This is a genomic window from Motilibacter rhizosphaerae, from assembly GCF_004216915.1.
GTDB classification, from domain to species: Bacteria; Actinomycetota; Actinomycetes; order Motilibacterales; family Motilibacteraceae; genus Motilibacter; species Motilibacter rhizosphaerae.
Map to the genome: position 1 here is coordinate 20783 of NZ_SGXD01000005.1, position 21267 is coordinate 42049.

General features: G+C 75.0%; 18 protein-coding genes. 12 read left to right on the plus strand and 6 right to left on the minus strand.

Features of this window, described 5'->3' with window-relative positions; genetic code table 11:
* Positions 1 to 1388: 1388 nt before the first annotated feature.
* Both EV189_RS16845 and EV189_RS16850 read right to left on the minus strand, forming a co-directional pair.
* The gene (locus EV189_RS16845) at positions 1389 to 3554 is read right to left on the minus strand and encodes a fibronectin type III domain-containing protein (RefSeq protein WP_130494174.1); all 2166 of its coding nucleotides are present in this window, start codon (positions 3552 to 3554) and stop codon (positions 1389 to 1391) included.
* A gap of 156 nt (positions 3555 to 3710) precedes the next feature.
* The gene (locus EV189_RS16850; RefSeq protein WP_130494175.1) at positions 3711 to 4472 is read right to left on the minus strand and encodes a hemerythrin domain-containing protein; all 762 of its coding nucleotides are present in this window, start codon (positions 4470 to 4472) and stop codon (positions 3711 to 3713) included.
* 102 nt (positions 4473 to 4574) lie between these two features.
* Here EV189_RS16850 and EV189_RS16855 point away from each other — a divergent pair, with 102 nt between their 5' ends.
* Positions 4575 to 5615: a helix-turn-helix transcriptional regulator gene (locus EV189_RS16855; RefSeq protein ID WP_130494176.1), complete on the plus strand. Its 1041-nt coding sequence runs from the start codon at positions 4575 to 4577 to the stop codon at positions 5613 to 5615.
* A gap of 5 nt (positions 5616 to 5620) precedes the next feature.
* The gene (locus tag EV189_RS16860) at positions 5621 to 6757 is read left to right on the plus strand and encodes an epoxide hydrolase family protein (protein ID WP_196788590.1); all 1137 of its coding nucleotides are present in this window, start codon (positions 5621 to 5623) and stop codon (positions 6755 to 6757) included.
* Between the two features lie 4 nt (positions 6758 to 6761).
* Here EV189_RS16860 and EV189_RS16865 read toward each other — a convergent pair whose 3' ends face one another.
* Positions 6762 to 7295, minus strand: a complete 534-nt coding sequence (locus EV189_RS16865) for a dihydrofolate reductase family protein (protein ID WP_130494177.1) — start codon at positions 7293 to 7295, stop codon at positions 6762 to 6764.
* A gap of 148 nt (positions 7296 to 7443) precedes the next feature.
* Between EV189_RS16865 and EV189_RS16870 the strand changes: the two genes are divergently transcribed.
* On the plus strand, positions 7444 to 9390 hold the full coding sequence (locus EV189_RS16870) for a S9 family peptidase (RefSeq protein WP_130494178.1): 1947 nt from the start codon (positions 7444 to 7446) through the stop codon (positions 9388 to 9390).
* Between the two features lie 103 nt (positions 9391 to 9493).
* The gene (locus tag EV189_RS16875) at positions 9494 to 10990 is read left to right on the plus strand and encodes a gluconokinase (RefSeq protein WP_130494179.1); all 1497 of its coding nucleotides are present in this window, start codon (positions 9494 to 9496) and stop codon (positions 10988 to 10990) included.
* A 16-nt stretch (positions 10991 to 11006) separates the two neighbouring features.
* Here the strand turns inward: EV189_RS16875 and EV189_RS16880 are convergent, their stop codons facing one another.
* Positions 11007 to 11369 carry a hypothetical protein gene (locus EV189_RS16880; protein ID WP_130494180.1) on the minus strand — a complete coding sequence of 121 codons (363 nt, stop codon included), beginning with the start codon at positions 11367 to 11369 and terminating at the stop codon, positions 11007 to 11009.
* A 315-nt stretch (positions 11370 to 11684) separates the two neighbouring features.
* On the opposite strand from EV189_RS16880, the gene EV189_RS16885 reads away from it, so the two are divergent.
* Positions 11685 to 12200, plus strand: a complete 516-nt coding sequence (locus tag EV189_RS16885; protein WP_130494181.1) for a DUF4396 domain-containing protein — start codon at positions 11685 to 11687, stop codon at positions 12198 to 12200.
* 45 nt (positions 12201 to 12245) lie between these two features.
* Here the strand turns inward: EV189_RS16885 and EV189_RS16890 are convergent, their stop codons facing one another.
* Positions 12246 to 13208, minus strand: a complete 963-nt coding sequence (locus EV189_RS16890) for a TolB-like translocation protein (protein WP_165400360.1) — start codon at positions 13206 to 13208, stop codon at positions 12246 to 12248.
* A 245-nt stretch (positions 13209 to 13453) separates the two neighbouring features.
* On the opposite strand from EV189_RS16890, the gene EV189_RS16895 reads away from it, so the two are divergent.
* Together EV189_RS16895 and EV189_RS16900 are read left to right on the plus strand one after the other, a co-directional pair.
* Complete coding sequence (locus EV189_RS16895; RefSeq protein ID WP_231116508.1) at positions 13454 to 13981, plus strand: GNAT family N-acetyltransferase; 528 nt, start codon at positions 13454 to 13456, stop codon at positions 13979 to 13981.
* 161 nt (positions 13982 to 14142) lie between these two features.
* Positions 14143 to 15702 carry a GAF domain-containing protein gene (locus EV189_RS16900; RefSeq protein ID WP_130494183.1) on the plus strand — a complete coding sequence of 520 codons (1560 nt, stop codon included), beginning with the start codon at positions 14143 to 14145 and terminating at the stop codon, positions 15700 to 15702.
* Between the two features lie 33 nt (positions 15703 to 15735).
* Here the strand turns inward: EV189_RS16900 and EV189_RS16905 are convergent, their stop codons facing one another.
* Positions 15736 to 16320 carry a TetR/AcrR family transcriptional regulator gene (locus tag EV189_RS16905; protein WP_231116509.1) on the minus strand — a complete coding sequence of 195 codons (585 nt, stop codon included), beginning with the start codon at positions 16318 to 16320 and terminating at the stop codon, positions 15736 to 15738.
* A gap of 215 nt (positions 16321 to 16535) precedes the next feature.
* On the opposite strand from EV189_RS16905, the gene EV189_RS16910 reads away from it, so the two are divergent.
* The 5 genes from EV189_RS16910 (at position 16536) to EV189_RS16930 (ending at position 21265) form a co-directional block, all read left to right on the plus strand.
* Positions 16536 to 17555: an aldo/keto reductase gene (locus tag EV189_RS16910; protein ID WP_130494185.1), complete on the plus strand. Its 1020-nt coding sequence runs from the start codon at positions 16536 to 16538 to the stop codon at positions 17553 to 17555.
* A 120-nt stretch (positions 17556 to 17675) separates the two neighbouring features.
* Positions 17676 to 20060, plus strand: coding sequence for a lysylphosphatidylglycerol synthase domain-containing protein (locus tag EV189_RS16915; RefSeq protein ID WP_130494186.1), 2385 nt, complete (start codon positions 17676 to 17678; stop codon positions 20058 to 20060).
* 76 nt (positions 20061 to 20136) lie between these two features.
* A complete protein-coding gene (locus EV189_RS16920; RefSeq protein ID WP_130494187.1) occupies positions 20137 to 20544 on the plus strand; it encodes a YybH family protein in 408 nt (135 codons plus the stop codon).
* A 52-nt stretch (positions 20545 to 20596) separates the two neighbouring features.
* Positions 20597 to 20905: an ArsR/SmtB family transcription factor gene (locus EV189_RS16925; RefSeq protein WP_231116510.1), complete on the plus strand. Its 309-nt coding sequence runs from the start codon at positions 20597 to 20599 to the stop codon at positions 20903 to 20905.
* Between the two features lie 24 nt (positions 20906 to 20929).
* On the plus strand, positions 20930 to 21265 hold the full coding sequence (locus EV189_RS16930) for a VOC family protein (RefSeq protein ID WP_130494188.1): 336 nt from the start codon (positions 20930 to 20932) through the stop codon (positions 21263 to 21265).
* Positions 21266 to 21267: the final 2 nt, after the last annotated feature.

Below are 21267 nucleotides of genomic sequence, written 5' to 3' on the forward strand. Positions count from 1 at the left end.
GGCGTCAGCACCGCCACCGCGGAAGTGACCGGACCAGACCTGGCCGCCGTCGCCGGCGTGCACCACGTCCGCGCTCCACGAGGTCTCCGCGGTGCCCGCCGGGCCGGCGAGGTGCGCGGTGACGGAGCCCGCCTGCGCGAGGTGGAGCGTGACGTCGACGTCGGGGTCGCTGCCGAGCACGATGCTGGCGCAGCCCTTGCTGAGCCCGTCCTCCCGCCCGTCGGCGCAGAGGGTGACGGTGTCGCCCGCCTTGCCGTCGTACGCGACGGCGGGACCGACGGCCAGCGCCGTGCTGCCGGCTGTGAGCGTCTCGGCGAAGTGCAGCGCCGTGGCCGGGTCGACCGGCTGCTCGACCTCCGCGGCCCCGACCGAGCGGGTCATGACGTGCGGCCGGATCCGGTAGGTCGGCGCACGCAGCAGGTCGAGGGACACCGGTGTCGGCGCACCCGCGGCGAGCACGGCGCTCACCGTGGAGGGCACGGAGAACGGCGACTCCGCGTGCACGCCGGCAGCTCCGGCGAGGGCGTGGACGAGCGCCTTGCCGTCCGTGCCGGTGCGCGCGGACTGCGTGAAGGTGCGCCCGTCGAGGTGCTGGGTGACGACGACGGTGCCGCCCGCGGTGGCCGCGCCGGCCGTGGTGACGGTGACGGCGGCGTCGGCGGCCGGCATCAGCCTCTGCTGCAGCGTCACGGCAGCGGGTCCGCTCGCGGTCGTCAGCGCGGCGGTGGCCTGGGTGACCCGCGCCGTCTGGTCGTCGTGCCGCTCGGTGAGGACGAGCGCCGTCCCGGTCGGCAGGCCCTGCAGGTCGACCGCGGGCGTGAAGGCCGTCAGGTGCGCGGTCGCGAGGACCGTGCCGGTCGTGTCGGCGACCGTCAGCGTCCCGGCAGTGGGGTCGGCGCCCGCCGGCCCGGCCAGCGTCACGTCGAGCTCGGCGTGCCGCTGCGGGGTGAGCGCGAGCGGGACGACGCTGCCGCGGCCGACGACGAGGTCGTCACGGCGGGCGACCACGTCGTGGTCGGCCGTCTCGAGCGTGACGTCGTACGTGTCGGGCGCCAGGTCGACGGCCACCGCGGCGCCGGCGGTCACGCTGCGCGTCTCGTCGGTGCCCGCCCCCCGCAGGTGCAGGGTGAGGCCGGGCAGGTCGGCGGTGGACGCCGCGATGCTCACCTGCGCCCGGCCGCCGACGGGCCCGCCGTCGAGCAGCTGCGCGGTGTCGGTGCGCCCGCCCTTGGTGAGCACGACCTCGACCTTGCCCGCGGCGTGGAGCGCGGTGCCGTCGAGCCGGTAGGCCGCCGTCGCGTACGTGCCGGGAGCGGTCTCGCTGACCGGGAGCACGACCTGCGGGCTCCCGGTGCCGGCGCGGTCGTCCCAGATCCGGACCTCGCCGGTCATCCCGGGCTCGTCGGCGGCGCGGACGACGAGGTCCCCGCCGAGCTGCAGGGCGCGCCCGCCCATGACCCGCGGCGCGTCGAGCGTGATGCCCTCGACGCCCTGCCGCGGGTGGTGGCGGCGGTCGCGGTCGCCCAGCTGCGCACGGGCCATCCGGCTCCGAGCACGGCGGACACTCGCCAGGCGTAGGCGGTGCCGGGCGTGAGGGCGGTGTCGGCGTACGACGTGCGGCTCGCGTCGGAGAGCGAGGCGACGGTCGCCCAGGCTCCGCCCGAGTCCTGCCGCTCGACGCGCCACGCGGTGAGCGGCGTGCCGGCGGGAGCCGGCGGCCAGGTGACGGTGGCCGAGGTCGAGCCGACACCGCTGACCAGGACCGGCACCGCGTCAGGCAGGTCGGTGCGCTCGACCGTGCTCTCGCTCAGCGGGCTGGTGCTGCCGTCCGCGTGGAGGGCGTCGACGCGGTAGCCGTAGTAGGTGAGGGCGGCGAGCCCCGTGTCGTCGTAGGAGGTGGCGGTGGCGGGGAGGTCGGCGACCTTCGCGTACGACGCCGGGTCGACGGCCGGGTGGTCGGCCTGCTGGCCGCCGGGCGCGCGCAGCACCCGGAGGCCCGTGATCCCCGTCGTGCCGGCGGGCAGCGGGAACGCCAGGTGCAGCGTGCCGGCGGCACCGCGCGTGACGGCGAGCGGGGCGAGGGCCCGGGCGTCGGCGGACAGCGCGGTGCCGCGTGCGCCGCTCGTGCTGACCGCGGTGACGGCGTACGTGTGCGGTGCTGTCGCGTCCGGAGCTGTCACCGTGGTGGAGCGCTTGTCGGGGGCGACCGTCGCGACGACCGTGCCGTCCACACTGACCTCGTAGCCCTTGAGGTCGCCCGCCGCGGCGGGCCAGTCGAGCTGCACCGCGGTCGAGCTGCGCGGGGTCGCGCTGAGCGAGGCGCCGCCGGGCCAGGTGGGCGCACCCGCACTGGTGCTGCTGCGGGTCGCGGAGACGATGCTGCCGTCGAGCCAGAGCGTCACCGCGCTGCCGTCGGCGGACAGGGACCCGGCGTACGCCCCGGTGCCCGTCGCGCCGCCGTCCGGGTCGCCGCCCGCGACGAGCTGCGTGGCGCCACCGGGCAGGTCGACCGCGTACGCCGCGCTGGGGATGCTGCCACCGTCCGACGGTGCCGCGGTCAGCAGCAGCCGGCTGCCGTCGGCGCTCACCACCGGACCGGTCGGACGCAGGCCCACCGGGGCGAGGACCTCGGTCCCCGCGTCAGCCGGGTGGGTGCGGTCCCAGACGAGGAAGCGCGCCGGGCCGAACCAGCCGCCGGGCGGGACCGGGCCCTCACCGGCGCGGTAGACGACGCGGGTGCCGGTCCGGTCGACCTGCGGGCCGTCCCCCGACCACTCCGGCAGGGACGCGACCACGGTGCCCGAGGCGACGTCGACGACCTGGAGCGCACTGGTCCCGTCTGCGGTGGCGCCGTAGACCACGGTCCGGCCGTCACCGCTCAGCCGCACGCTGCGCGTCGCGTAGTCCCCGTCGTAGCGGTACAGCGTCGCGCCCGTGGCGACGGCGACGACGAGGACGGAGACGCCCTCGGCGTGCCCCACGACCATGGCGAGGCGCGAGCCGTCCGCCGACAGGGACACCTCGCGCACGTCGCGGTCCGGTACGCCCGGGTGGGCGACCGCGCGCACCGCGCCGCCGTGCGCGTCGGTGACGTAGACGTCGGCGCCGTTCGGCACGTCGGTGCCGAGCAGGTCACCCGCGCGGCTGGTGAAGGCGACGGTGCTGCCGTCACCGGAGAGCGCGAACGTCTCCGCTTCCTGGTCGGCCGTGGTCGCCAGACCGTGCGCGTGGTCGACGAGGGTCGTGGTGCCGGCGCGGGTGTCGCGGAGGAGCAGGCTCGCGTCGGAGCCGCCGTCGACGCGCGCCTGGTAGAGCACGACGCTGCCGTCGTCGCTGGTCGCGGTGGCCTCGAGGGGCGCCTCCTCGCTCGGGAGGTAGCCGCTGACCGTGCGGTACGCCCAGCTGGGGGCGGCGACGCCCGCCGTCGCCGTCACGCGAGCGGCGGGGCCGGAGGCCAGGGCGGGAGTGGTGCCGGCGGCGAGCAGCGCGGTCGCGACCAGGCCGACGGCGACGGCGCCGCGGAAGCGGCCCGGTGGGGGGAGCGGGGACTGCACACCACGGGCTGTGGCGCGCGTACGGATCGAGGGCACAGAGGTCTCCAGAGGACGGGGAGGGGCGAGGGGGGAGGAGCGGTCGGAGCCTGGTCGGGGGGGCTTGGCGCGTGCTTGGCGCGACCTTGGCCCCGGTCGCGACGCAGGCGAGGGCGGGTCTCAGGGCGTGGGGGTGCCGTGCACCTGGCGGGCCCGCCGCGCGTAGACCCGTGGGGCGAGCCGGGGCATGAGGAGCCGCACCGGTGCCGGTGCCTCGTGCAGCATCTCGGCGAGGACCGCCGGGTCGCCCTCGTACGCGAACATGCCGAAGGCGAGGGCGAGGTCCGGCTTCGACATGGACGCCGCGCCGCGGGCGCCGATGGCCGCCCACTCCTCGGGTCGCAGGACGGCCGCGGCGACGGGCAGGACGTCGCGCTCCTCGAGGTCGAGGTGGTCGCGCAGCAGCCCCGAGAGGGTCTCGAGCCGGGCGGCCAGCGCGTCGCGCCGCCCGGCGTCCGGCGCGGCCGCCCACGCGTCGCGCAGCCGGGCGACGTCGGTGAGCGCGAGGTCGAGCGCGGCGTGCTGGGCCTCGCCGTCGGCGAGCAGACGGGCGCGGTCCGGTGCCCGCTCGACGAGCAGCGGCCAGAGCAGCTCGTCCTCGCCCTCGTGGTGGTGGTGCAGCATGTCGCCGACGAAGCGCAGGTGCCCGGCGACGGCGCGGGCCTGCCGGCGGTCGCCGTCCGGCGTGCGCGAGACGGCCGCGGGCGCGAGCCGGAACTCGCGCAGCAGGGCGGTGTGCACGACGAGCATGTCGCGCACGTCGACCAGCGGAGGCTCCGGTGGCGAGGGGGTGCAGACCCACCGCGCCTCGGCGGGGCTCCACCAGCAGGCGGAGGTGTGGGCGTGCGGGGCGGTGAGGAAGTCCAGCGGCGGAGTCGTCATGTCGACGAGAGTCGTCCGCCCAGCACCCCGGTCCCATCCCAGCTTCCTGGGGTCTTCGCGCTAGCGCCCCTCCTCCCCGCGGCCGTGGGGCACGATGGCCCCATGCCGACGCCGATGCCCGCGCCCCAGGCCCTCGCCGAGCGGGTGGCCCGGACCGGCGCCTCCGCCGGGACCGTCCAGGACCTGGCGCGGGCGGTCTTCGTCGCGCTGTCCCCAGCGGTGCCCTTCGCCTTCGCCTGCCTCGCGACGACGGACCCGGCGACGGGGCTCATCACGGGAGCGGTGAAGTCGCACGACCTCCCGCTCGGGGACCAGGAGTTCGCGGCCGCGGAGTACGGCGCCCCGGACATCAACCTCTTCGCCGAGATCGCCGAGCGGCCCGTACCGGTCGGGGTGCTGTCGCTCGACACCGGCGGGCAGCCGGAGACGTGCTTGCGGCTGCGCGACTACATGACGCCCCAGTTCGGGTTCGTCGACGAGATCCGCCTCGCGTGCCGCTCGCGCGGTGCGGTGTGGGGCGCGGTGGCCGTCTACCGCCGCGCCGGAGAGCCTGCCTTCACCGCTGCGGAGGGCGAGCTGCTCGCGGCTCTGGCGGAGCCGGTCGCCGAAGCGCTGCAGCGCATCCTGTTCGCCGGGCCGCGGGCTGCTGCCGCTGGAGTCCCGGCGGTGCTCGTGGTCGACGCCGAGGACCGCGTGACGGACGCGACCGCCGCGGTGGAGGACCGCATCAGCGACCTCGGGGGCTGGGAGCACGGCGCCCTCCCCGCGAGCATCCTCGCCGTCGTCGCCACCGCTCGGCGCACCGGCGCCCCGGTGCGCACGATCGTGCCCTCCGGGCAGGGCGCATGGACGGCGCTGCAGGCACTTCCGCTCGAGGGCGCCGGTGGCGTGCGCTCGGTCGTCGTCACGGTCGAGGCCGCGGCCGCAGCAGCAGTCGGCCAGCTCACCCTGGCCGCCCGCGGACTCACCGGACGGGAGCAGGACGTCACGCAGCTGGTGCTCCAAGGGGCGTCCACCAAGGACATCGCCAGCGCCCTGCACCTCTCACCGCACACGGTCCAGGACCACCTGAAGGCGGTCTTCGCCAAGCTCGGGGTGAGCAGTCGCCGCGAGATGATCGGGCGGCTCGTCGCGGAGGGGTGAGGGCTGTGGGCACGTCGCCGCTGGTCGAACCGTTCACCGTCCACGTGGACGAGGAAGCCTTGGAGGGCCTGCGATCTCGCCTGCGCGCCACGCGCTGGCCCGACCTCCCGGCCGACCCCGCGTGGAGCCTGGGCGCGGACCCGGCGTACCTGCGGGAGCTCGTGGACCACTGGAGCGAGGAGTTCGACTGGCGTGCGCAGGAGGCCGCGCTCGCCGCTCACCCACGGGTCCTCGTGCACCTCGGGAACCTGCGCGTGCACGCCGTCCACGTCCGTGCGGCGTCGGGTGCCCCCGCCCTGCCGCTCGTGCTCTGCCACGGCTGGCCGGACTCCTCCTGGCGCTTCGAGAAGGTGCTCGACCTCCTCACCGATCCGGCGGACCCGGCCGACGCCTTCGACGTCGTGGTGCCGGACATGCCGGGCTACGGGTGGTCCGACGCACCGCGTACGCCGCTTGACTCGATCACGGTCGCCGGCCTCTGGGCGCAGCTGATGCCGGCGCTCGGCTACGAGCGGTTCGGCGCCGCGGGTGGGGACATCGGCAGCGGGGTCTGCCGCTTCCTGGCCCTCGACCACCCGGACCGCGTCGTGGCGGTGCACCGCACCGACGCAGGACTGCCTGTCGCCGCGGCGTTCCCTGACCTCTCCGAGGAGGAGCGGCAGTGGGTCCAGCTGGTCACGGCCTGGGGCGCGAGCGAGGGCGCGTACGCCGCTATGCACCGCACCCGCCCCAACACCGCGGCGGCCGGGCTGACCGACTCGCCCGTCGGGCTCGCGGCGTGGATCGTCGAGAAGCTGCGCGCCTGGAGCGACTGCAGCGGCGACGTCGAGTCCCGCTTCACCAAGGACGAGATCCTCACCAACGTCTCGACCTACTGGCACACCAGGACGATCGGCCCCTCGATGCGGATGTACGCCGCCAACGCCGCGATCCCGGTCGCGCAGCACGCGCGACGGGTGGAGGTGCCGTCAGGGTTCGCGCTGTTCCCCGCCGACCTCTCCCGCCCGCCGCGCGCGTGGCTCGAGCGCACCACCAACCTGGTCCGCGTCACAGAACCCCCTGCTGGCGGGCACTTCGCGCCCTTCGAGGAGCCCGAGGCCTACGCCCAGGAGCTGCGGGAGTTCTTCCGCCCCTACCGGTAGCCGCTCACGACGCCTCTGCCGGTCGCAGGAGCAGGCGCAGGGCGCCCGTCGAGTACGCCCGGCTCTCGACGAGCTCGAAGGCCAGCAGCCCCGACGATCCGTCAAAGATGCGGCGGCCCTGCCCCACGACCACCGGCGTCACGTTGAGCAGCACCTCGTCGACGAGCCCGTCGCGCACGAGGTCGCGGGCGAGCCCGCCGCACCCGTACGAGAGCAGGTCGTGCTGCTCGCGCAGGCCGGCGATCTCGTCGTAGCCGACGCCGGTCGAGGAGGCCCAGTCGTCGAAGGACGTGAGCGTCGAGGTGACGACGTACTTCGGCATGGAGTTGAGCCGGTCGGCCATCGGGCCGGACTGGTCGCGCCACGCCACGGCGAGGTGCTGCCAGGTCACCCGGCCCAGCAGGAGGGCGTCGGAGGCGAGCGCGAGGTCCAGGGTGGCCTGCCGCCCCTCGTCGGTCATGTAGGGGAACATCGCCTCGGGTGGCGTCTCGATGACGCCGTCGAGAGTGGCGACCGTCTGGACGGTGATCCGGCTCATGGACGTGCAGACGGCGCCCGGTGCCGATGCTCATCGGCGCGCGGGCAGCGCGCGCACGCGGGCGGCCAGCGCCGCGTCGTCCAGCCCCTGCGCCGCGGCCCGGGCCGCCGGGCGCTGAGCGCGTGGGGTCGCGCCGTAGATTGCCGGGATGACGACCACCCTGCCGTACGGCGCCTGGCCCTCGCCCCTCTCCGCCGAGCAGGTGGCCCGGGCGGGGACCAGGCTGGGCGAGATCGCGCTGGACCAGGACGGGCGCCGGCTCTGGTGGTCCGAGGGCCGCCCGGACGAGGGCGGGCGCACGGCACTGGTCCGTGCGGCGCTCGGACCGGACGGCGGCGTGGGGTCGACGGAAGAGCTGCTGCCGCGGGACTTCAACGCGCGTACGCGGGTGCACGAGTACGGCGGGGGCTCCTGGGCCCCGGCCGGTGACGGGGTCGTCGCGGCTCGGTGGGACGACCAGCGGCTGTGGCTCGTGCCCGCCCCGGGGGTGGAGCCGCGCCCGCTCACGCCCGATTCCGGCGGCGAGGTGCGCTACGCCGACCTCACGGTCGTCGGCGATGCCGTGGTCTGCGTGCAGGAGGACGTCAGCGGCGGCGACGTGCGCCGCGCCCTCGTGAGCGTCCCGCTCGCGGGCGGCCCGGTCGTGGAGCTGCACAGCGGGCCTCGCTTCCTCTCGACCCCGCGGCTCTCGCCCGACGGCACGACGCTCGCCTGGCTCTCGTGGGAGCACCCGCGCATGCCGTGGGACGGCACCGAGCTCTGGACCGGGACGGTCACCGGCGGAGGCCTCGAGGGCGTGCGACGGATCGCCGGCGGCGCCGAGGAGTCGCTCGTGCAACCCGGGTGGACCCATGACGGGGCGCTGCTGGTGGTGAGCGACCGCAGCGGCTGGTGGCGGCTGTGCGCGGTCGACGGCCCCGAGGGCGCCGAGCCCGTGCTCCGCCCGCTGCTGCCCGATGGCCCGGAGGAGCACGCCTTCCCGCAGTGGGTGTTCGGGCAGGCGTCGTACCAGCCGCTCGACGACGGGCGCGTCGCGCTCGTGCACGGCAGCGACGCGTACGCGCTGGACCTGCTCGACCCGGCGACGGGCGAGCTCGTGCCCCTCGACCTGCCGTGGACGGCGTACCGCACGGTCGTGGCGTCCGGCGGCACGCTCGCAACGGTCGCTGGATCGCCGACCGCGCCGCACGCCGTGGTGACGGTCGACGTCGCGACGGGCGGGTCGCACGTCGCGCGGCTCTCGCTGGACTCGGCGCCGGACCCCGCGTGGCTGCCGGTGCCCCGCTCGGTCGTCGTGCCGTCGGCGCACGGGCGCGAGACGCATGCCCACCTCTACCCGCCGACCAGCCCGGACGCGGTCGGGCCCGAGGGGGAGCGGCCGCCCTGGGTGCTGTTCGTGCACGGTGGCCCGACGGCGCAGTCGCTCGCGGTCTACAGCCCGGAGGTCGCGTACTTCACCTCGCGGGGCATCGGGGTCGCCGACGTCAACTACGGCGGGTCCACGGGCTACGGGCGGGCCTACCGCCAGCTCCTGCAGGGCGCGTGGGGGATCGTCGACGTCGAGGACTGCGTCGCGGTCGCCCGGTGGCTGGGGGAGTCGGGGCACGCGGACCCGTCACGGGTGGCGATCCGGGGCGGCAGCGCCGGAGGGTTCACCGTGCTGGCCTGCCTCACGGGGACCGACGCCTTCGGTGCAGGGGCGTCCTACTACGGCGTGGCCGACCTCCGCGCCCTCGCGGAGGACACGCACGACTTCGAGTCGCGCTACCTCGACGGCCTGGTCGGTCCGTTGCCGGAGGCGGCCGCGACGTACGCCGAGCGCGCGCCGCTCTCGCACGTCGACGGGCTGTCGTGCCCGGTGCTGCTCCTGCAGGGCGACGAGGACAGGATCGTGCCGCCGGAGCAGGCCGAGGCCTTCGCGGAAGCGCTGCGGCGCAAGGGGTTGCCGCACGCACTGGTGGTCTTCGCCGGCGAGCAGCACGGCTTCCGCAAGGCCGAGAGCATCGTGCGCGCGCTGGAGTCGGAGCTCTCGTTCTACGGCCAGGCGCTCGGCTTCGACCCTCCAGGTGTGCCGGAGCTGCCCCTCACCCGCTGACGCGCGACCGGGCTGGAGTACGACCTGACCGCGTGGGGGACGACAGCCCCAGGTGGGGCAGGGCGATCTCGTCCGACGTGCGGCGAGCGGGAGGGGACACGGGATGAAGGAGGGCTTCGGCCGGGTGCCGGCGGAGGATGCCGTCGGGCCGCTGGTCCTCGCGCTCGACGTGGGCTCGACCGCGAGCCGGGGCGACGTCTTCGACGCCACGGGACGCCCGGTCGAGGGCGGGCGGGTCAAGAAGCCGCACGCGTTCACCACCGCGGCGGACGGGACGTCGCAGATCGACCCGGACCAGGTGGTGGCCGAGCTGCGCGACATCATCAGCGAGCTCGCCGGGCGGCGTAGGCACGCGGAGATCGGCGGCGTCGCGCTCGACACCTTCGCCTCCTCCCTCGTCGGCGTCGCGGAGGACGGCTCGGCGCTCACGCCCTGCTACACGTACGCCGACTCCCGCTGCTCCGCGCAGGCGACGCAGATCCGGCGCGAGCTCGACGAGGCGGAGGTGCAGCAGCGGACCGGGTGCCGCATCCACACCAGCTACCTCGCACCGCGGCTGCGCTGGCTGAAGGAGACGGACGCGGCGACGTTCGGTCGCGTGCGGTGGTGGATGTCGCTGGGGGAGTACGCGTACCTCTCCCTGATCGGGGCCACCGCGGCGGGCACGTCGACCGCGGCCTGGACCGGGATGCTGGACCGGCGGACGGGGGCGTGGGACGCCGAGCTGCTCGCGGCCGCGGGCATCGCGGCCGACCACCTGTCCGAGGTACGCGACCCCGACCGCCCGCTGACGACGGCGGGCGGCGCGACGGGCGCGTGGCCGGCGCTGGCCGAGGCCCGGTGGTTCCCGCCGATCACGGACGGCTTCGCGAGCAACCTCGGAGCGGGGGCGGACGACGAGGACTCCGCCGCAGTCGCTGCCGCCACCAGCGGTGCCATCCGCGTGCTGGTGCACCAGGTCCCCGAGCGGATCCCGTCGGGCCTCTGGTGCTACCGGGTCGATGCGCGCCGCTCGCTCCTCGGTGGAGCGGTGAACGACGTCGGCCGCGTGGTCAGCTGGCTGGAGAGCACCGTGCAGCTCGGCGGGGCGGACCCCGACCAGGTGCTGGCCGCGGAGCCGGACCCGGCCACACCGCTGGTCCTGCCGTACCTCTCCGGCGAGCGGGCCACGGGCTGGGTCGCAGACGCGCGGGCGACGTTCGCCGGGGTCTCGGCCGCGACCACGGGCGCGCAGCTCTTCCGTGGCGCGATGGAGGGCGTGGCGATCTCGTACGCCCGCATCGCTGATCAGCTGCGCACCGTCGCCAGGCCCGGTCGCATCCTCGCCAGCGGGCGGGTGACGCAAGATGTGCCTGCGTGGCAGCAGATCCTCGCCGATGTGCTGGAGGCGCCGGTCGAGCCGGTCACCATCAAGCGCACGACGCTGCACGGGACCGCGCTGCACGCCCTGGAAGTCCTCGCGCCCGATACGGAGCGGACTCCTCCCTCGACAGGCCCGACCTTCACGCCCTCGCACGAGCGCGCGGACTACTACCGGGGCCGGGCAGCGGCGTACGACAGCCTGTACGCCGCGGTCACCGCGCACGGCTCGTCGACGTGAGCAGGTTGGGGGCCCTTCAGCCCGTGGGTGTCTCCGGGCAGCCGGGCCCGCGGAGGTAGACCGCCGCCGTGCCACCGCCGCCGGTCGCCGTCCTGGTGAGCCTGCCGTCGGCGTAGACCTCGGTCTCCCTCCCGCTCGGCACTGGTGCCTCGAACACCCCGCCCGCGGGGACGGAGCCCGCCGCGACCCGCACGCCCTGCTGGCGGAAGTCGAGCTCGACCTGCTCGTCTGCGGGGATGCCCTGGCGCGGGGAGACGCAGACGGCTACGCGGTACGTGTGCGGCGGGTGCGAGGGCGCGCTGCACCCGGCCAGCAGGACCAGCGCCGCCGCAGCAGCAGGTGCGGCGCTGCGCAGGCACGCCCGGAGCCGTCGCTGCACGACGACATCCCACCACGATGCCCGCGCGCTGCGCATGTCCCTGCTGATCGGGGGGTGCCAGCGCACGACGGGAAGCAACCCGCCGCCACGAGGACGTACTGGCATGGGCGTCGCGGCGGGTTGCTCTGCGTGGTGGCGGTGGCTGTGGCGACACTCGCCGAGGGGAGCAGGACCGGGCCGCGGGGAGCACGCGCGTTCCCCGCAGCAGGGGTCTGCTCCCCTCGGCGCGTGTCGCGGAGGGTCGTCGGCGCGAGGACTCAGCGGGCGGGCCCCTCGACACTGCCCCCCGATACCCCCCAGGGGTACACTAACGGCATGTTCGAACAGCGACCGACCGGCTCCCCGTCCGCTCACCACCACGAGGGTCATGCGGGGACGGCGCCCACCAGCCCCACCGAGCTCACCCGTCTCGCGGTGTCGGCGACCCTGCACTGCCTCACCGGCTGCGCCATCGGCGAGGTGCTCGGAATGGTCCTGTCCACGTGGTGGGGCTGGGGCAACGCCGCGAACATCGCCCTGTCGGTCGTTCTCGCCTTCGTGTTCGGGTACTCCCTGACGATCGCCCCGGTGCTGCGCTCGGGGCTGCCGTTCCGGCAGGCCGTGAAGGTAGCCCTCGCGGCCGACACCCTCTCGATCGTCACGATGGAGGTCATGGACAACCTCGTCATCATCGCCGTCCCGAGCGCTCTCGACGCGGGGCTCTCCGACCTGCTGTTCTGGGCGTCCCTGGCGGCCTCGCTCGTCGTCGCGTTCGCGGTCACGGTCCCGGTGAACCGGGCGCTCATCGCTCGGGGCAAGGGACACGCGCTCGTCCACGAGTACCACCACTGACCGCCCCACAGGAGGGCGACGTGGCAGTCCCCTGGTGCCGAGGGCTCAGCGTGCCGCGGGCGACCAGTCGGGGGAGTGGCCGCCGGGGATCGCCAGGACTCCCTGGTGCGCCCCGCATTCGGCCACGTCGGTAGTGATCCAGATGCCGCCCTGCGCCTCCCAGGCCAGCGACGAGGAGTCCGGCGACCAGGTGGGGCTGGACTTCCCGGCCTGCTGACCCGTCAGGCACACGGGCGACGGGACCCCGGGCGCCGACCCGTGGCGGGCGTCGCCGGCCACGTCGTACCAGATGATGCTGGTGGTGTCGCCGTAGCCGCGGACGGCGACGAGGTGGCGGCCGTCCGGGCTCAGCTCGGTGTCGGCCAGGTCCGTGTCCTTCATCCCGGCGTAGTCGCGGTCGTCGAACCAGTACTGCGGCGCCGACCGCATGTCCTGCAGCTGGACCTGCGACCCGTAGCCCCCGTTCTGCAAGGTGCGGGTGCTCGTCACCCAGGACGGGTCGTGGAAGTACGTGCTCACGCCGACGGACCGGTAGCGGTTGGCCGCCGTGTAGCCGGTCGCCGCGCGGAAGAGGCAGTCGCCGCCGATGGGACAGCCGGCCCGCACGTAGGTCCAGGCGATCGTCCTGCCGTCAGGGCTGAGGGCGACCTGCGAGACCGGGCCGTCCATCGACTCGCCGGCGGAGTCCTTCAGCGCTGGGGGGTCGATCCGGTCCAGCACCTTGCCCGTGTGCGACAGGCGGACGATCGCGGCACCACGCGCGGCGGCGATGGTGCCGTCGTCGGCCTCGGACGGGGACCAGTACGGGTCGCTCCGCGTCCCGTCGTGGGTGACCTGGCGCTTGCCCGCCCCGTCACCGCGGGCGATCCACACGTTGGCACCGCGGATGTAGACGATCGAGCCGAGGCTCGTACGGGCCGGAGCCGGCTGCGCACCGGCAGCCGCGGTCGCGGGCACGAGGGCTGCGAGCGCCAGGACGGTCGTGAGGGCGGCGGAGGGGGAGGGCATGGGGGTTCCTCGGGTTGTGGCGACCGCCTCGTGCGGCCGGCTGGTGACGACTGTGGCCGCGGCTCCTCGCGGATTCCTTGCCGCGACCTTGCGAGGTGCGGCCGCGTGAGGTGCAGCGGTCGAGTCGTCTTCGCCACCAGGGTCCGGCGCGGGGCGGTGTGCTCCCATCCCATGTTCCTGGGGTCTTCGCCGGTCCCGACCACGAGGCGCTGTGCAGGAGGGGCAGCCAGCGCGACACTCGGCGGGTGAGCCCCGCGACTCCACCTCACCTCGCGGCCCAGCCGATCCGTACCTCGCGGCTCCTGCTGGACCCCCTACGGGTCGAGCACGCCGTGGAGGCGGCGCCGGCATTCGACGACGAGGCGCTGCACACGTACATCGGCGGGAGCCCGGCCACTGTCGACCAGCTGCGCGCACGCTACGAGCGCCAGGTCGTCGGCCGCTCCGCGGACTCCGCGCAGAGCTGGCTCAACTGGATGCTCCGTCGCCTCGACACCGGGGAGCTCGTCGGCACCGTCCAGGCCACGGTCTCCGTCGCGAACGGACGACCGACGGCTGAGGTCGCCTGGGTCGTCAGCACCGGGCACCAGGGGCAGGGGTACGCACGTGAGGCGTCCGCCGGGATGGTCGTCTGGCTGCGGGAGCAGGGGGTGGACACGCTCGTCGCCCACGTCCACCCCGAGCACGCGGCCTCCGCGGGCGTCGCGCGGGCGCTCGGCCTGCGCCCGACCGCGGACGTGGTGGACGGGGAGGTCCGCTGGTCCAGCTCGTGACCGCGGTACGCGTCGGTGTGGGGGCAGGCTGGCGCGGGAATGGGGCGCGTGCAGTCGTTGAGCAGGTGGCGTCTGGGTGCGTGCCGGTCTGCCGGCGACGCCCGCGCGACCCCCTGCGAGCCGAGCCGTCGACAGTGGGGATGAGCGACTAGGGGCGCGTCGTGGTGGTGGGGGTGGAGCCGGAGCGGCTCCTGGGCCTGGTCTCGCACGTGGCCGGGGCCCTGGCGCAGCGCGCCGACCCGGGCGAGGTCATCCGCAGCGTGCTGCCCGTGGTGGCCGAGGTGCTGCAGGCCGAGGTCGCGACCCTCGCGCTGCAGTCGCAGGACGGCACGCTGCACGTCCTGGCGGCGACCGGGATGCACCTGTCGGTGGTGGAGCCCTGGCGCGAGTTCGACCCGAGCGCGGCGGTGCCCCTGGCGGCGAGCGTGCGCGAGGACCGCCCGCTGTGGGTCTCGGACGTCGCGGCCGCGCGGGCCACGTACCCCGCCCTGCCGGAGAACCCCGACAACGCGAGCCTCTGCGCGCTCCCCCTGCACGCCGATGGCCGCGTCATCGGGGTCCTCGGCCTGGGCTGGCACGACCGCCACGAGTTCGGGGAGCCCGAGCGGCACGCCCTCGTCAGCGTGTCCGAGCTGGTGGCGGCGGCGTGCGCGCACTGGTCCCCCCCGCCGCGTGCCCGGCTCGGCTTCCAGGAGCACCCAGCTCCTGAGGGCGTGAGCATCTGCTCGCTCACCCAGCCCGGCGGAGCCCGAGTCGCGGTCCTCCAGCACCGGGTGGGCTCGCCGCCAGGCAGCTCCTCGGTCTTCGCCTCGCTGCTGGACTCCGACCCCCACGTCGCCGCTACCACGCTGGACTCCGTCAGCGGGGTCCTCGCCCTCGCGCGCCGCCAGGGGGTCCCCCCTGCGCTGGTCGGCCAGTCGATCTCCGTCATGGCCGTCGACCTGGACGGCCCCATCACCGGCGCGCACATCGAGGTCTCACCGGCATCCGGCTGGATCGCGGTCGCCCCGCTGGACGGGGACATCCTCCTGCTGAGCACCTCCCAGGGCGACGGCAGTCCGACGCCGCCCCACGACGGCCGGCTGGCGGGGGAGCGGCTCGTCATGACGACCCAGGGGGGCGCGGCCGTCGTCGCCGTCGCGCTCGACCCGCACGTCGCCCCCGCGGAGCGGGAGGCCGTCCGCGCCGCGCTCGCTCCCCTACTCGACGAGGAGCACGACCACAGCTCCGCCCGCCACCTCCTCCACGAGGTCGAGTCCGCGCTCCGTGCGGCAGAGCTGGAGCCGTGCGTGCGCGGCGTCCTCGCGGTGGCCGTGCCGCCCGGCAGACCGGTGCGGCGGTCCCGTACGCTCCCCGCCTGGCCGGTCGCGACCGTCCTCGCCCGCCGCTTCGCTGTCGCTGCCCTCCCACCAGCCGCGGACGACGAGACCCGTCACGCGGTCGAGCTGGTGACCAACGAGCTCGTGTCCAACGCGGTGCGCCATGCCGACCACGAGGTCGAGGTCAGCGTCGTCGCCGAGGAGTCGGGCACGCTGATCGCCGTCACCGACGACGACGACCGGACCCCTGACGTGCTCGCGCCCACGACGGGCCTCGAGCACGGGCGCGGGATGACCCTGGTCACCGCACTGGCCGACGAGGTGGGCATCGAGCTGCGGCGACGCGGGGGCAAGTCCGTCTGGGCGCGCGTGCGCTGGCGCGGCGAACGGCCCGCTGACTAGAGCCTGAGCTGCTGCTCGGGCCCTCGTGGATCCTCAGCCGCTGGAGAGGCGGTGCCGCAGGCCGTCCACGAGCAGCGCGACCATCCGCTCGGACCGGGGCGCTCCGTGGCTGAGGTCCGCGACAGCCCGCAGCAGGTCGCCGGCATCGAGGTCGGGCGGGAGCCCGGCGCGCGCCAGCAGGTCCTCGAGGGCCGGCCGGAAGCGCTGGTCGAAGTACGCGGGGAGCGCGTCGTACGCCGGGTCGCCCGAGTGCAGCGCCGCCGCCAGGCCCTGCTTGGTGGCGATGAAGCCCGCGTAGCGCTGCAGCCAGCGCTCGAGCGCGTCGATCGGCGCGAACCGGGCCGCCAGGGTCGCTGCCTCGTCGGCGCACGCGTCGACCTCGCGGCGGAAGACCGCGGCGATGAGGTCCGAGCGCTGCGGGAAGTTGCGGTAGACCGTGCCCACGCCCACGCCGGCGGCCTGGGCGATCTGCCGCACCGGCGCGTCGACGCCGGAGGAGGCGAAGACGGCGGCGGCCGCCTCCAGCACGGCGTCCTCGTTGCGGCGGGCGTCGACCCGACGGCGGCGCCCGGCGGGCGTACTGGGCTCCTCGTCGTCGCTGACCGGCACCACGGCCACGGGCACCTCCCTTCCGCCACCGGTCCGGTGACGCTCGTCTTGCTTTCCGGAACAGTCGTCCGGTACTGTTCTGGAAGGACGTTCCGCTACAGAGCGTACGGCACCGCCGTCGCCCCGCGCGCGCCTCCCGCTCCGAGGGCGGCGGCCCACCCGCGCCACCGCCCGACCCACTCGCTGGTCGAACGCCGCCTCCTGGCGGCGGAAGGAGAACCCCCGTGCAGTACCGCACTCTCGGCGCCACCGGCGTCCAGGTGAGCGCACTCGCCCTCGGCGCCATGAACTTCGGCGCGATCGGCCGGACGACGCAGGAGGAGGCGACCGCCATGGTCTCCGCCGCGCTCGATGCCGGCATCAACCTCATCGACACGGCCGACGCGTACAGCGCCGGTCAGTCCGAGGAGATGGTCGGCAAGGCGATCGCCGGCCGCCGTGACGACGTCGTGCTCGCGACGAAGGCAGGGCTGCCCATGGGTGAGCAGCGCAACCACCGCGGCAGCTCCCGCTCCTGGCTCACGGTCGCGCTCGAGGACAGCCTGCGGCGTCTGGACGTCGACCACGTCGACCTCTACCAGGTGCACCGGTGGGACCCGGAGACCAGTGACGAGGAGACCCTGTCCGCACTGACGGACCTGCAGCGCGCGGGGAAGATCCGCTACTTCGGGTCCTCGACGTTCCCGGCGCACCGCATCGTCGAGGCCCAGTGGGCCGCCCGGGAGCACCACCTGAGCCGCTACGTCGTCGAGCAGCCGAGCTACTCCATCCTGCAGCGCGGGATCGAGGCCCACGTCCTGCCAGTGACCCAGCAGTACGGGATGGGAGTGCTGGCCTGGAGCCCGTTGGCCTCGGGCTGGCTGTCCGGCGCGGTCCGCGCCGGCAAGGAGGTCACGACCAGCCGCTCCGCCTTCATGGCCGACCGGTTCGACCTCACCCGCGAGACGAACCAGCGCCGGCTCGCCGCCGTGGAGGAGCTGGCCCGGGTCGCCGAGGAGGCCGGCCTGACCCTCGTCCAGCTGGCTCTCGGCTTCGTCACCGCGCACCCCGGCGTGACGAGCGCGCTCATCGGACCCCGCACGGCCGAGCACCTGGAGTCCCAGCTCGCGGCCGCCGACACCATCCTCCCGGCCGATGTCCTGGACGCCATCGACGCGATCGTCGCGCCGGGTGTCGACCTCGCCCCCGAGGAGAAGTACGACGCCCCGCCGGCTCTGCTCACGCCGGCACTCCGGCGCCGCTGAGGCGGGCGAGCGCGCCCAGGAGGCTGCGGCCGACCCGGTCCCTACGATGGGGCCCGAGGAGGTCCGGCAGGACCGTCCTCCCGAGGAGTCGGGACCCGACGGGCAGGCTGGAGACGGCGCATGGCGCGCGTGCTGCACCGCCTCCCTTCGCGCCAGCCGCCGTTCGCCAGGGCCTCGGAGGAGCCGTACCGCCGGCGCGTGACCGACGCCGTGCGCGTGGTCCTGGCGGTGGCGGCGGTGCTCTGGCTCTCGCGGCACTCGACCCGCAACTCGACCCTGTCGCTGGATGTCTTCCACGCCGTCAACGGGCTGCCCGGCAACCTCCGGCCGGTCTTCCAGCTGGTCTACCGCCTTGCCGCGCTGTGGGCCGTCGGGCTCGTCGTCGCCGCCGCGCTCGCCGCTCGGCGGTGGCGGCTGGCCCGCGACCTGCTGCTCGCCGGGCTCCTCGGGTGGCTGCTGGCGCGCGGGCTGGGGCTGGTGCTCGCCGAGGGCTTCCGGCCCGGCCTGCGTGCCGTCGTCCGCTCGCGGGTGTCCCCGAACTTCCCGACGGTCTCGCTCTCCCTGGTGGTCGCGGTCGTCGCGGCCGCCGGTCCGTACCTCACCCGGAAGGTGCGCTGGCTCGGCGTCGTCCTCGCGACCCTGCTGGCGCCGGCCGCGCTCTACCTCGGTGTGGCGCTCCCTCGGTCGCTGATGTGCGCCGCGGTGGTCGGGTGGGGTGCTGCTGCGGCCATCCACCTGCTGTTCGGGTCGCCCGGCGGGCGTCCGACACCGGCGCAGGTGCGGACCGCCCTCCACGACCTCGGCGCGATCGCGGTGTCGCACGTCGAGCTCGCGCCCGAGCAGCCGCGCGAGAACACCCTCATGCACGCGACGGACGGGACCGCCCGCCTCGTCGTCAAGGTCCTCGGCCGCGACGAGCGCGACGCCCAGCTCCTCGCCAAGCTCGCTCGGTTCGTCTACTACAAGGACTCCGGCCCCACGCTCTTCCTGACGCGCACGCAGGAGGTCGAGCACCAGGCCTACGTCAGCCTGCTCGCGAGCCAGGGCGGCGTCCGCGTCCCGCCGCTGGTCGTCGCCGGCACCGGTGGCCCGGGCACGGTGCTGCTGGCCGAGCGCGACGTCGGCGGCCGGCCCGTCTCGGACCTGCCGGCCGAGGAGCTCGACGACGCCTTGCTGCAGGACGTCTGGGAGCAGGTCGCCCAGCTGCACCACCTGCGCATCGCGCACGGCCGGCTCAACACCGGTCAGCTCGTCGCCACCGACCAGGGTGTCGTCATCGTGGGCTTCGGCCAGGCGAGCGCGGCGGCGCCCGAGGAGGCGCGTGCCGCCGACACCGCAGAACTGCTGGTGACGACGGCTCATCTCGTGGGTCCCGACCGTGCCGTACGCGCGGCGGTCGCTGCGCTCGGCGCCGACGCGGTCGGCGCCGCACTGCCGCTGCTGCAGGCCGGCGTGCTCAGCAGGGCGGCCCGCCGCATCGTCGGGCTCCCGCGCCGCCAGCTCGGGGAGCGGCTCGAGGAGCTGCGGGCGACGGTCGCCGCCGCCGTCGGCACGGACGTGCCCGAACTGCTGCAGCTCCAGCGCGTACGCGGTTCCAGCCTGGCTCTCGCGCTCGGCACCGTCGTCGGCGTCGGGGCCCTGCTCAGCGCGGTCGGTGACCCCGAGATCCTCGCGCGCGAGACCGCGCGTGCGCACCCGCTGCCGCTGCTGCTCGGGTTCGCCCTGGTGCTGTCCACGAACGTCGGCTTCGCCCTCGCCCTCGCCGGCTCGGTCCGCCAGCGGCTTCCCCTGTGGCCCAACGTGAAGCTGCAGGCGGCAGGGGCGTTCTGCAACCTCGCCCTGCCGTTCGGCAGCCAGGCGATGCAGGTGCGTTTCCTGCAGAAGCAGGGCGTGGACGCCGCCACCGCCATTGCCGGGGGAGGCGTCGTCAACCTCGTCGCGGCGACGGGCACGCAGGTCGCGCTGTTCTTCGTCGCCGCGCAGGCCTCTCCGGAGCGGATCGACCTGGGTCAGATCCCGACGGGCGCGATCACGGCCCTGCTGGAGATCGGGACAGCGGCTGTCGTCGCGGCGTCGCTGCTCGTCCTCGCGGTGCCGTACGTCCGTCGACGCGTCCTCCCGCCCGTGCACCAGGGGGCGCGCAGCGTGCTCGACGTGATGCGCAGCCCACGGCAGATCACGCTGCTGCTGAGCGGGTTCGTCCTCGCGTACGTGCTGTACGGCCTGGCGCTGTCCGCTGCGCTGAGGGCGGTCGGCAGCTCACCGCCGATCTGGACGCTCATCGCTGCCAACCTCGGCGTGACCATCATCTCGGCCCTCGTGCCCTTCCCCGGCGGGGGAGCCGCCGTGGCCACCGTCGGCCTGTCCGGGGCCCTGCTCGCCCTCGGCGTGCCCAAGAGCGCGGCGATCGGCGGAGTCCTGCTCTACCAGCTGATCTCCCAGTACCTCCCGGCCGTGCCGGGCTGGCTCGCCTTCCGATCGCTGCTGCGGGAAGACGACCTCTGAGCGGGTCCGGGCCTCGTGGCGAGAACCCCAGGTTCCTGGGATGGGAAGCGGCTCCCGCGCCCGGCACGGTGGTCCCATGACGATCACGCAGACCACCACCACCCACCACGACACCCCGCACACGCTGAACCGCGCCTGGGGTGAGGCCTTCAACGCCGGTGACCTCGCCCGGCTGATGACGATGTACGAGGACGACGCCGTCCTCGTCCCGGGTCCCGGGGCCGAGCCCATCGCCGGCACCGAGGCGATCGCTGCTGCCCTGCGCGGCTTCCTCGGCCTCGGTGGGCAGCTCGACTTCACCCCGCGCCACTGGCTCGTCAGCGGTGACCTCGCGCTCTCGAGTGTCGCCTTCAGCATGTCGGGCGGCACCGACCCGGACGGCAACCCCGTGCCGCTGGCCGGCGTCACCTCCGAGCTCCTCCGCCGCCAGGCCGACGGCTCGTGGAAGTACGTCATCGACCACCCGTTCGGCGGGAGCGCCTGAACCTCCTGCTCGGGGCTTGCTGTTTCGGCACTAGCCGAAGTATCGTCGGGACGTGCCCGAGGGGAAGTCCCGCCCGATGGGTGACGACGAGCTCGACGAGTGCCTGCGCGCGCTGGCGCACCCGGCGCGACGCGAGATCCTCCGTCTGACAGCTGCGCGCGAGCTGCCGGCGGGCGAGATCGCCGCAGCGCTCGGGGTCGCGCCGGCGACGGCGTCGGAGCACCTGAAGGTGCTGCGGAAGACCGGGTTCGTCGTGCTCACCGCCGAGGGGACGTGGCGGCGCTACCGCGCGGACCTCACCGTCGTGGAGCGCGTCCGCGACGCCCTGTCGGCCCACCTCGGCCCTCGACCAGAGCAGTGACCACCGAGACAGCAGGAGGAACCCGTGTCCGCCCAGGTCGCCCACTTCGACATCGCCGGCCCGTCCGAGGGTCTGGCCCGCTTCTACGGTGTCCTGCTGGGCTGGCAGGTGGACGAGCGCGGTCCGGGATACGCCCTGCTGCGCCCGGAGAACGGACCCGGCGGTGCGGTCGTGGACGCGGAGGAGCCGCGCGTGACCCTCGGCGTGACCGTCGCCGACCTCACGGCGACGGTCGCCGCGGTCGAGGGGCTCGGCGGCCAGGTCCTCATGCCACCGACCGACAACGGGTGGGTCACGAAGGCGCTGGTGCAGGACCCCGCCGGCAACGTCGTGAGCCTCATCCAGGACGCGCCGCGCTGAGC

Bases quoted from the DNA above. Each gene is read 5' to 3' on its own strand.
- EV189_RS16870 (WP_130494178.1), top strand. From the start codon at position 7,444: ATGACGACCACCCTGCCGTACGGCGCCTGGCCCTCGCCCCTCTCCGCC.
- EV189_RS16850 (WP_130494175.1), bottom strand. From the start codon at position 4,472: ATGACGACTCCGCCGCTGGACTTCCTCACCGCCCCGCACGCCCACACC.
- EV189_RS16855 (WP_130494176.1), top strand. From the start codon at position 4,575: ATGCCGACGCCGATGCCCGCGCCCCAGGCCCTCGCCGAGCGGGTGGCC.
- EV189_RS16920 (WP_130494187.1), top strand. From the start codon at position 20,137: ATGACGATCACGCAGACCACCACCACCCACCACGACACCCCGCACACG.
- EV189_RS16890 (WP_165400360.1), bottom strand. From the start codon at position 13,208: ATGCCCTCCCCCTCCGCCGCCCTCACGACCGTCCTGGCGCTCGCAGCC.
- EV189_RS16875 (WP_130494179.1), top strand. From the start codon at position 9,494: ATGAAGGAGGGCTTCGGCCGGGTGCCGGCGGAGGATGCCGTCGGGCCG.
- EV189_RS16885 (WP_130494181.1), top strand. From the start codon at position 11,685: ATGTTCGAACAGCGACCGACCGGCTCCCCGTCCGCTCACCACCACGAG.
- EV189_RS16915 (WP_130494186.1), top strand. From the start codon at position 17,676: ATGGCGCGCGTGCTGCACCGCCTCCCTTCGCGCCAGCCGCCGTTCGCC.
- EV189_RS16865 (WP_130494177.1), bottom strand. From the start codon at position 7,295: ATGAGCCGGATCACCGTCCAGACGGTCGCCACTCTCGACGGCGTCATC.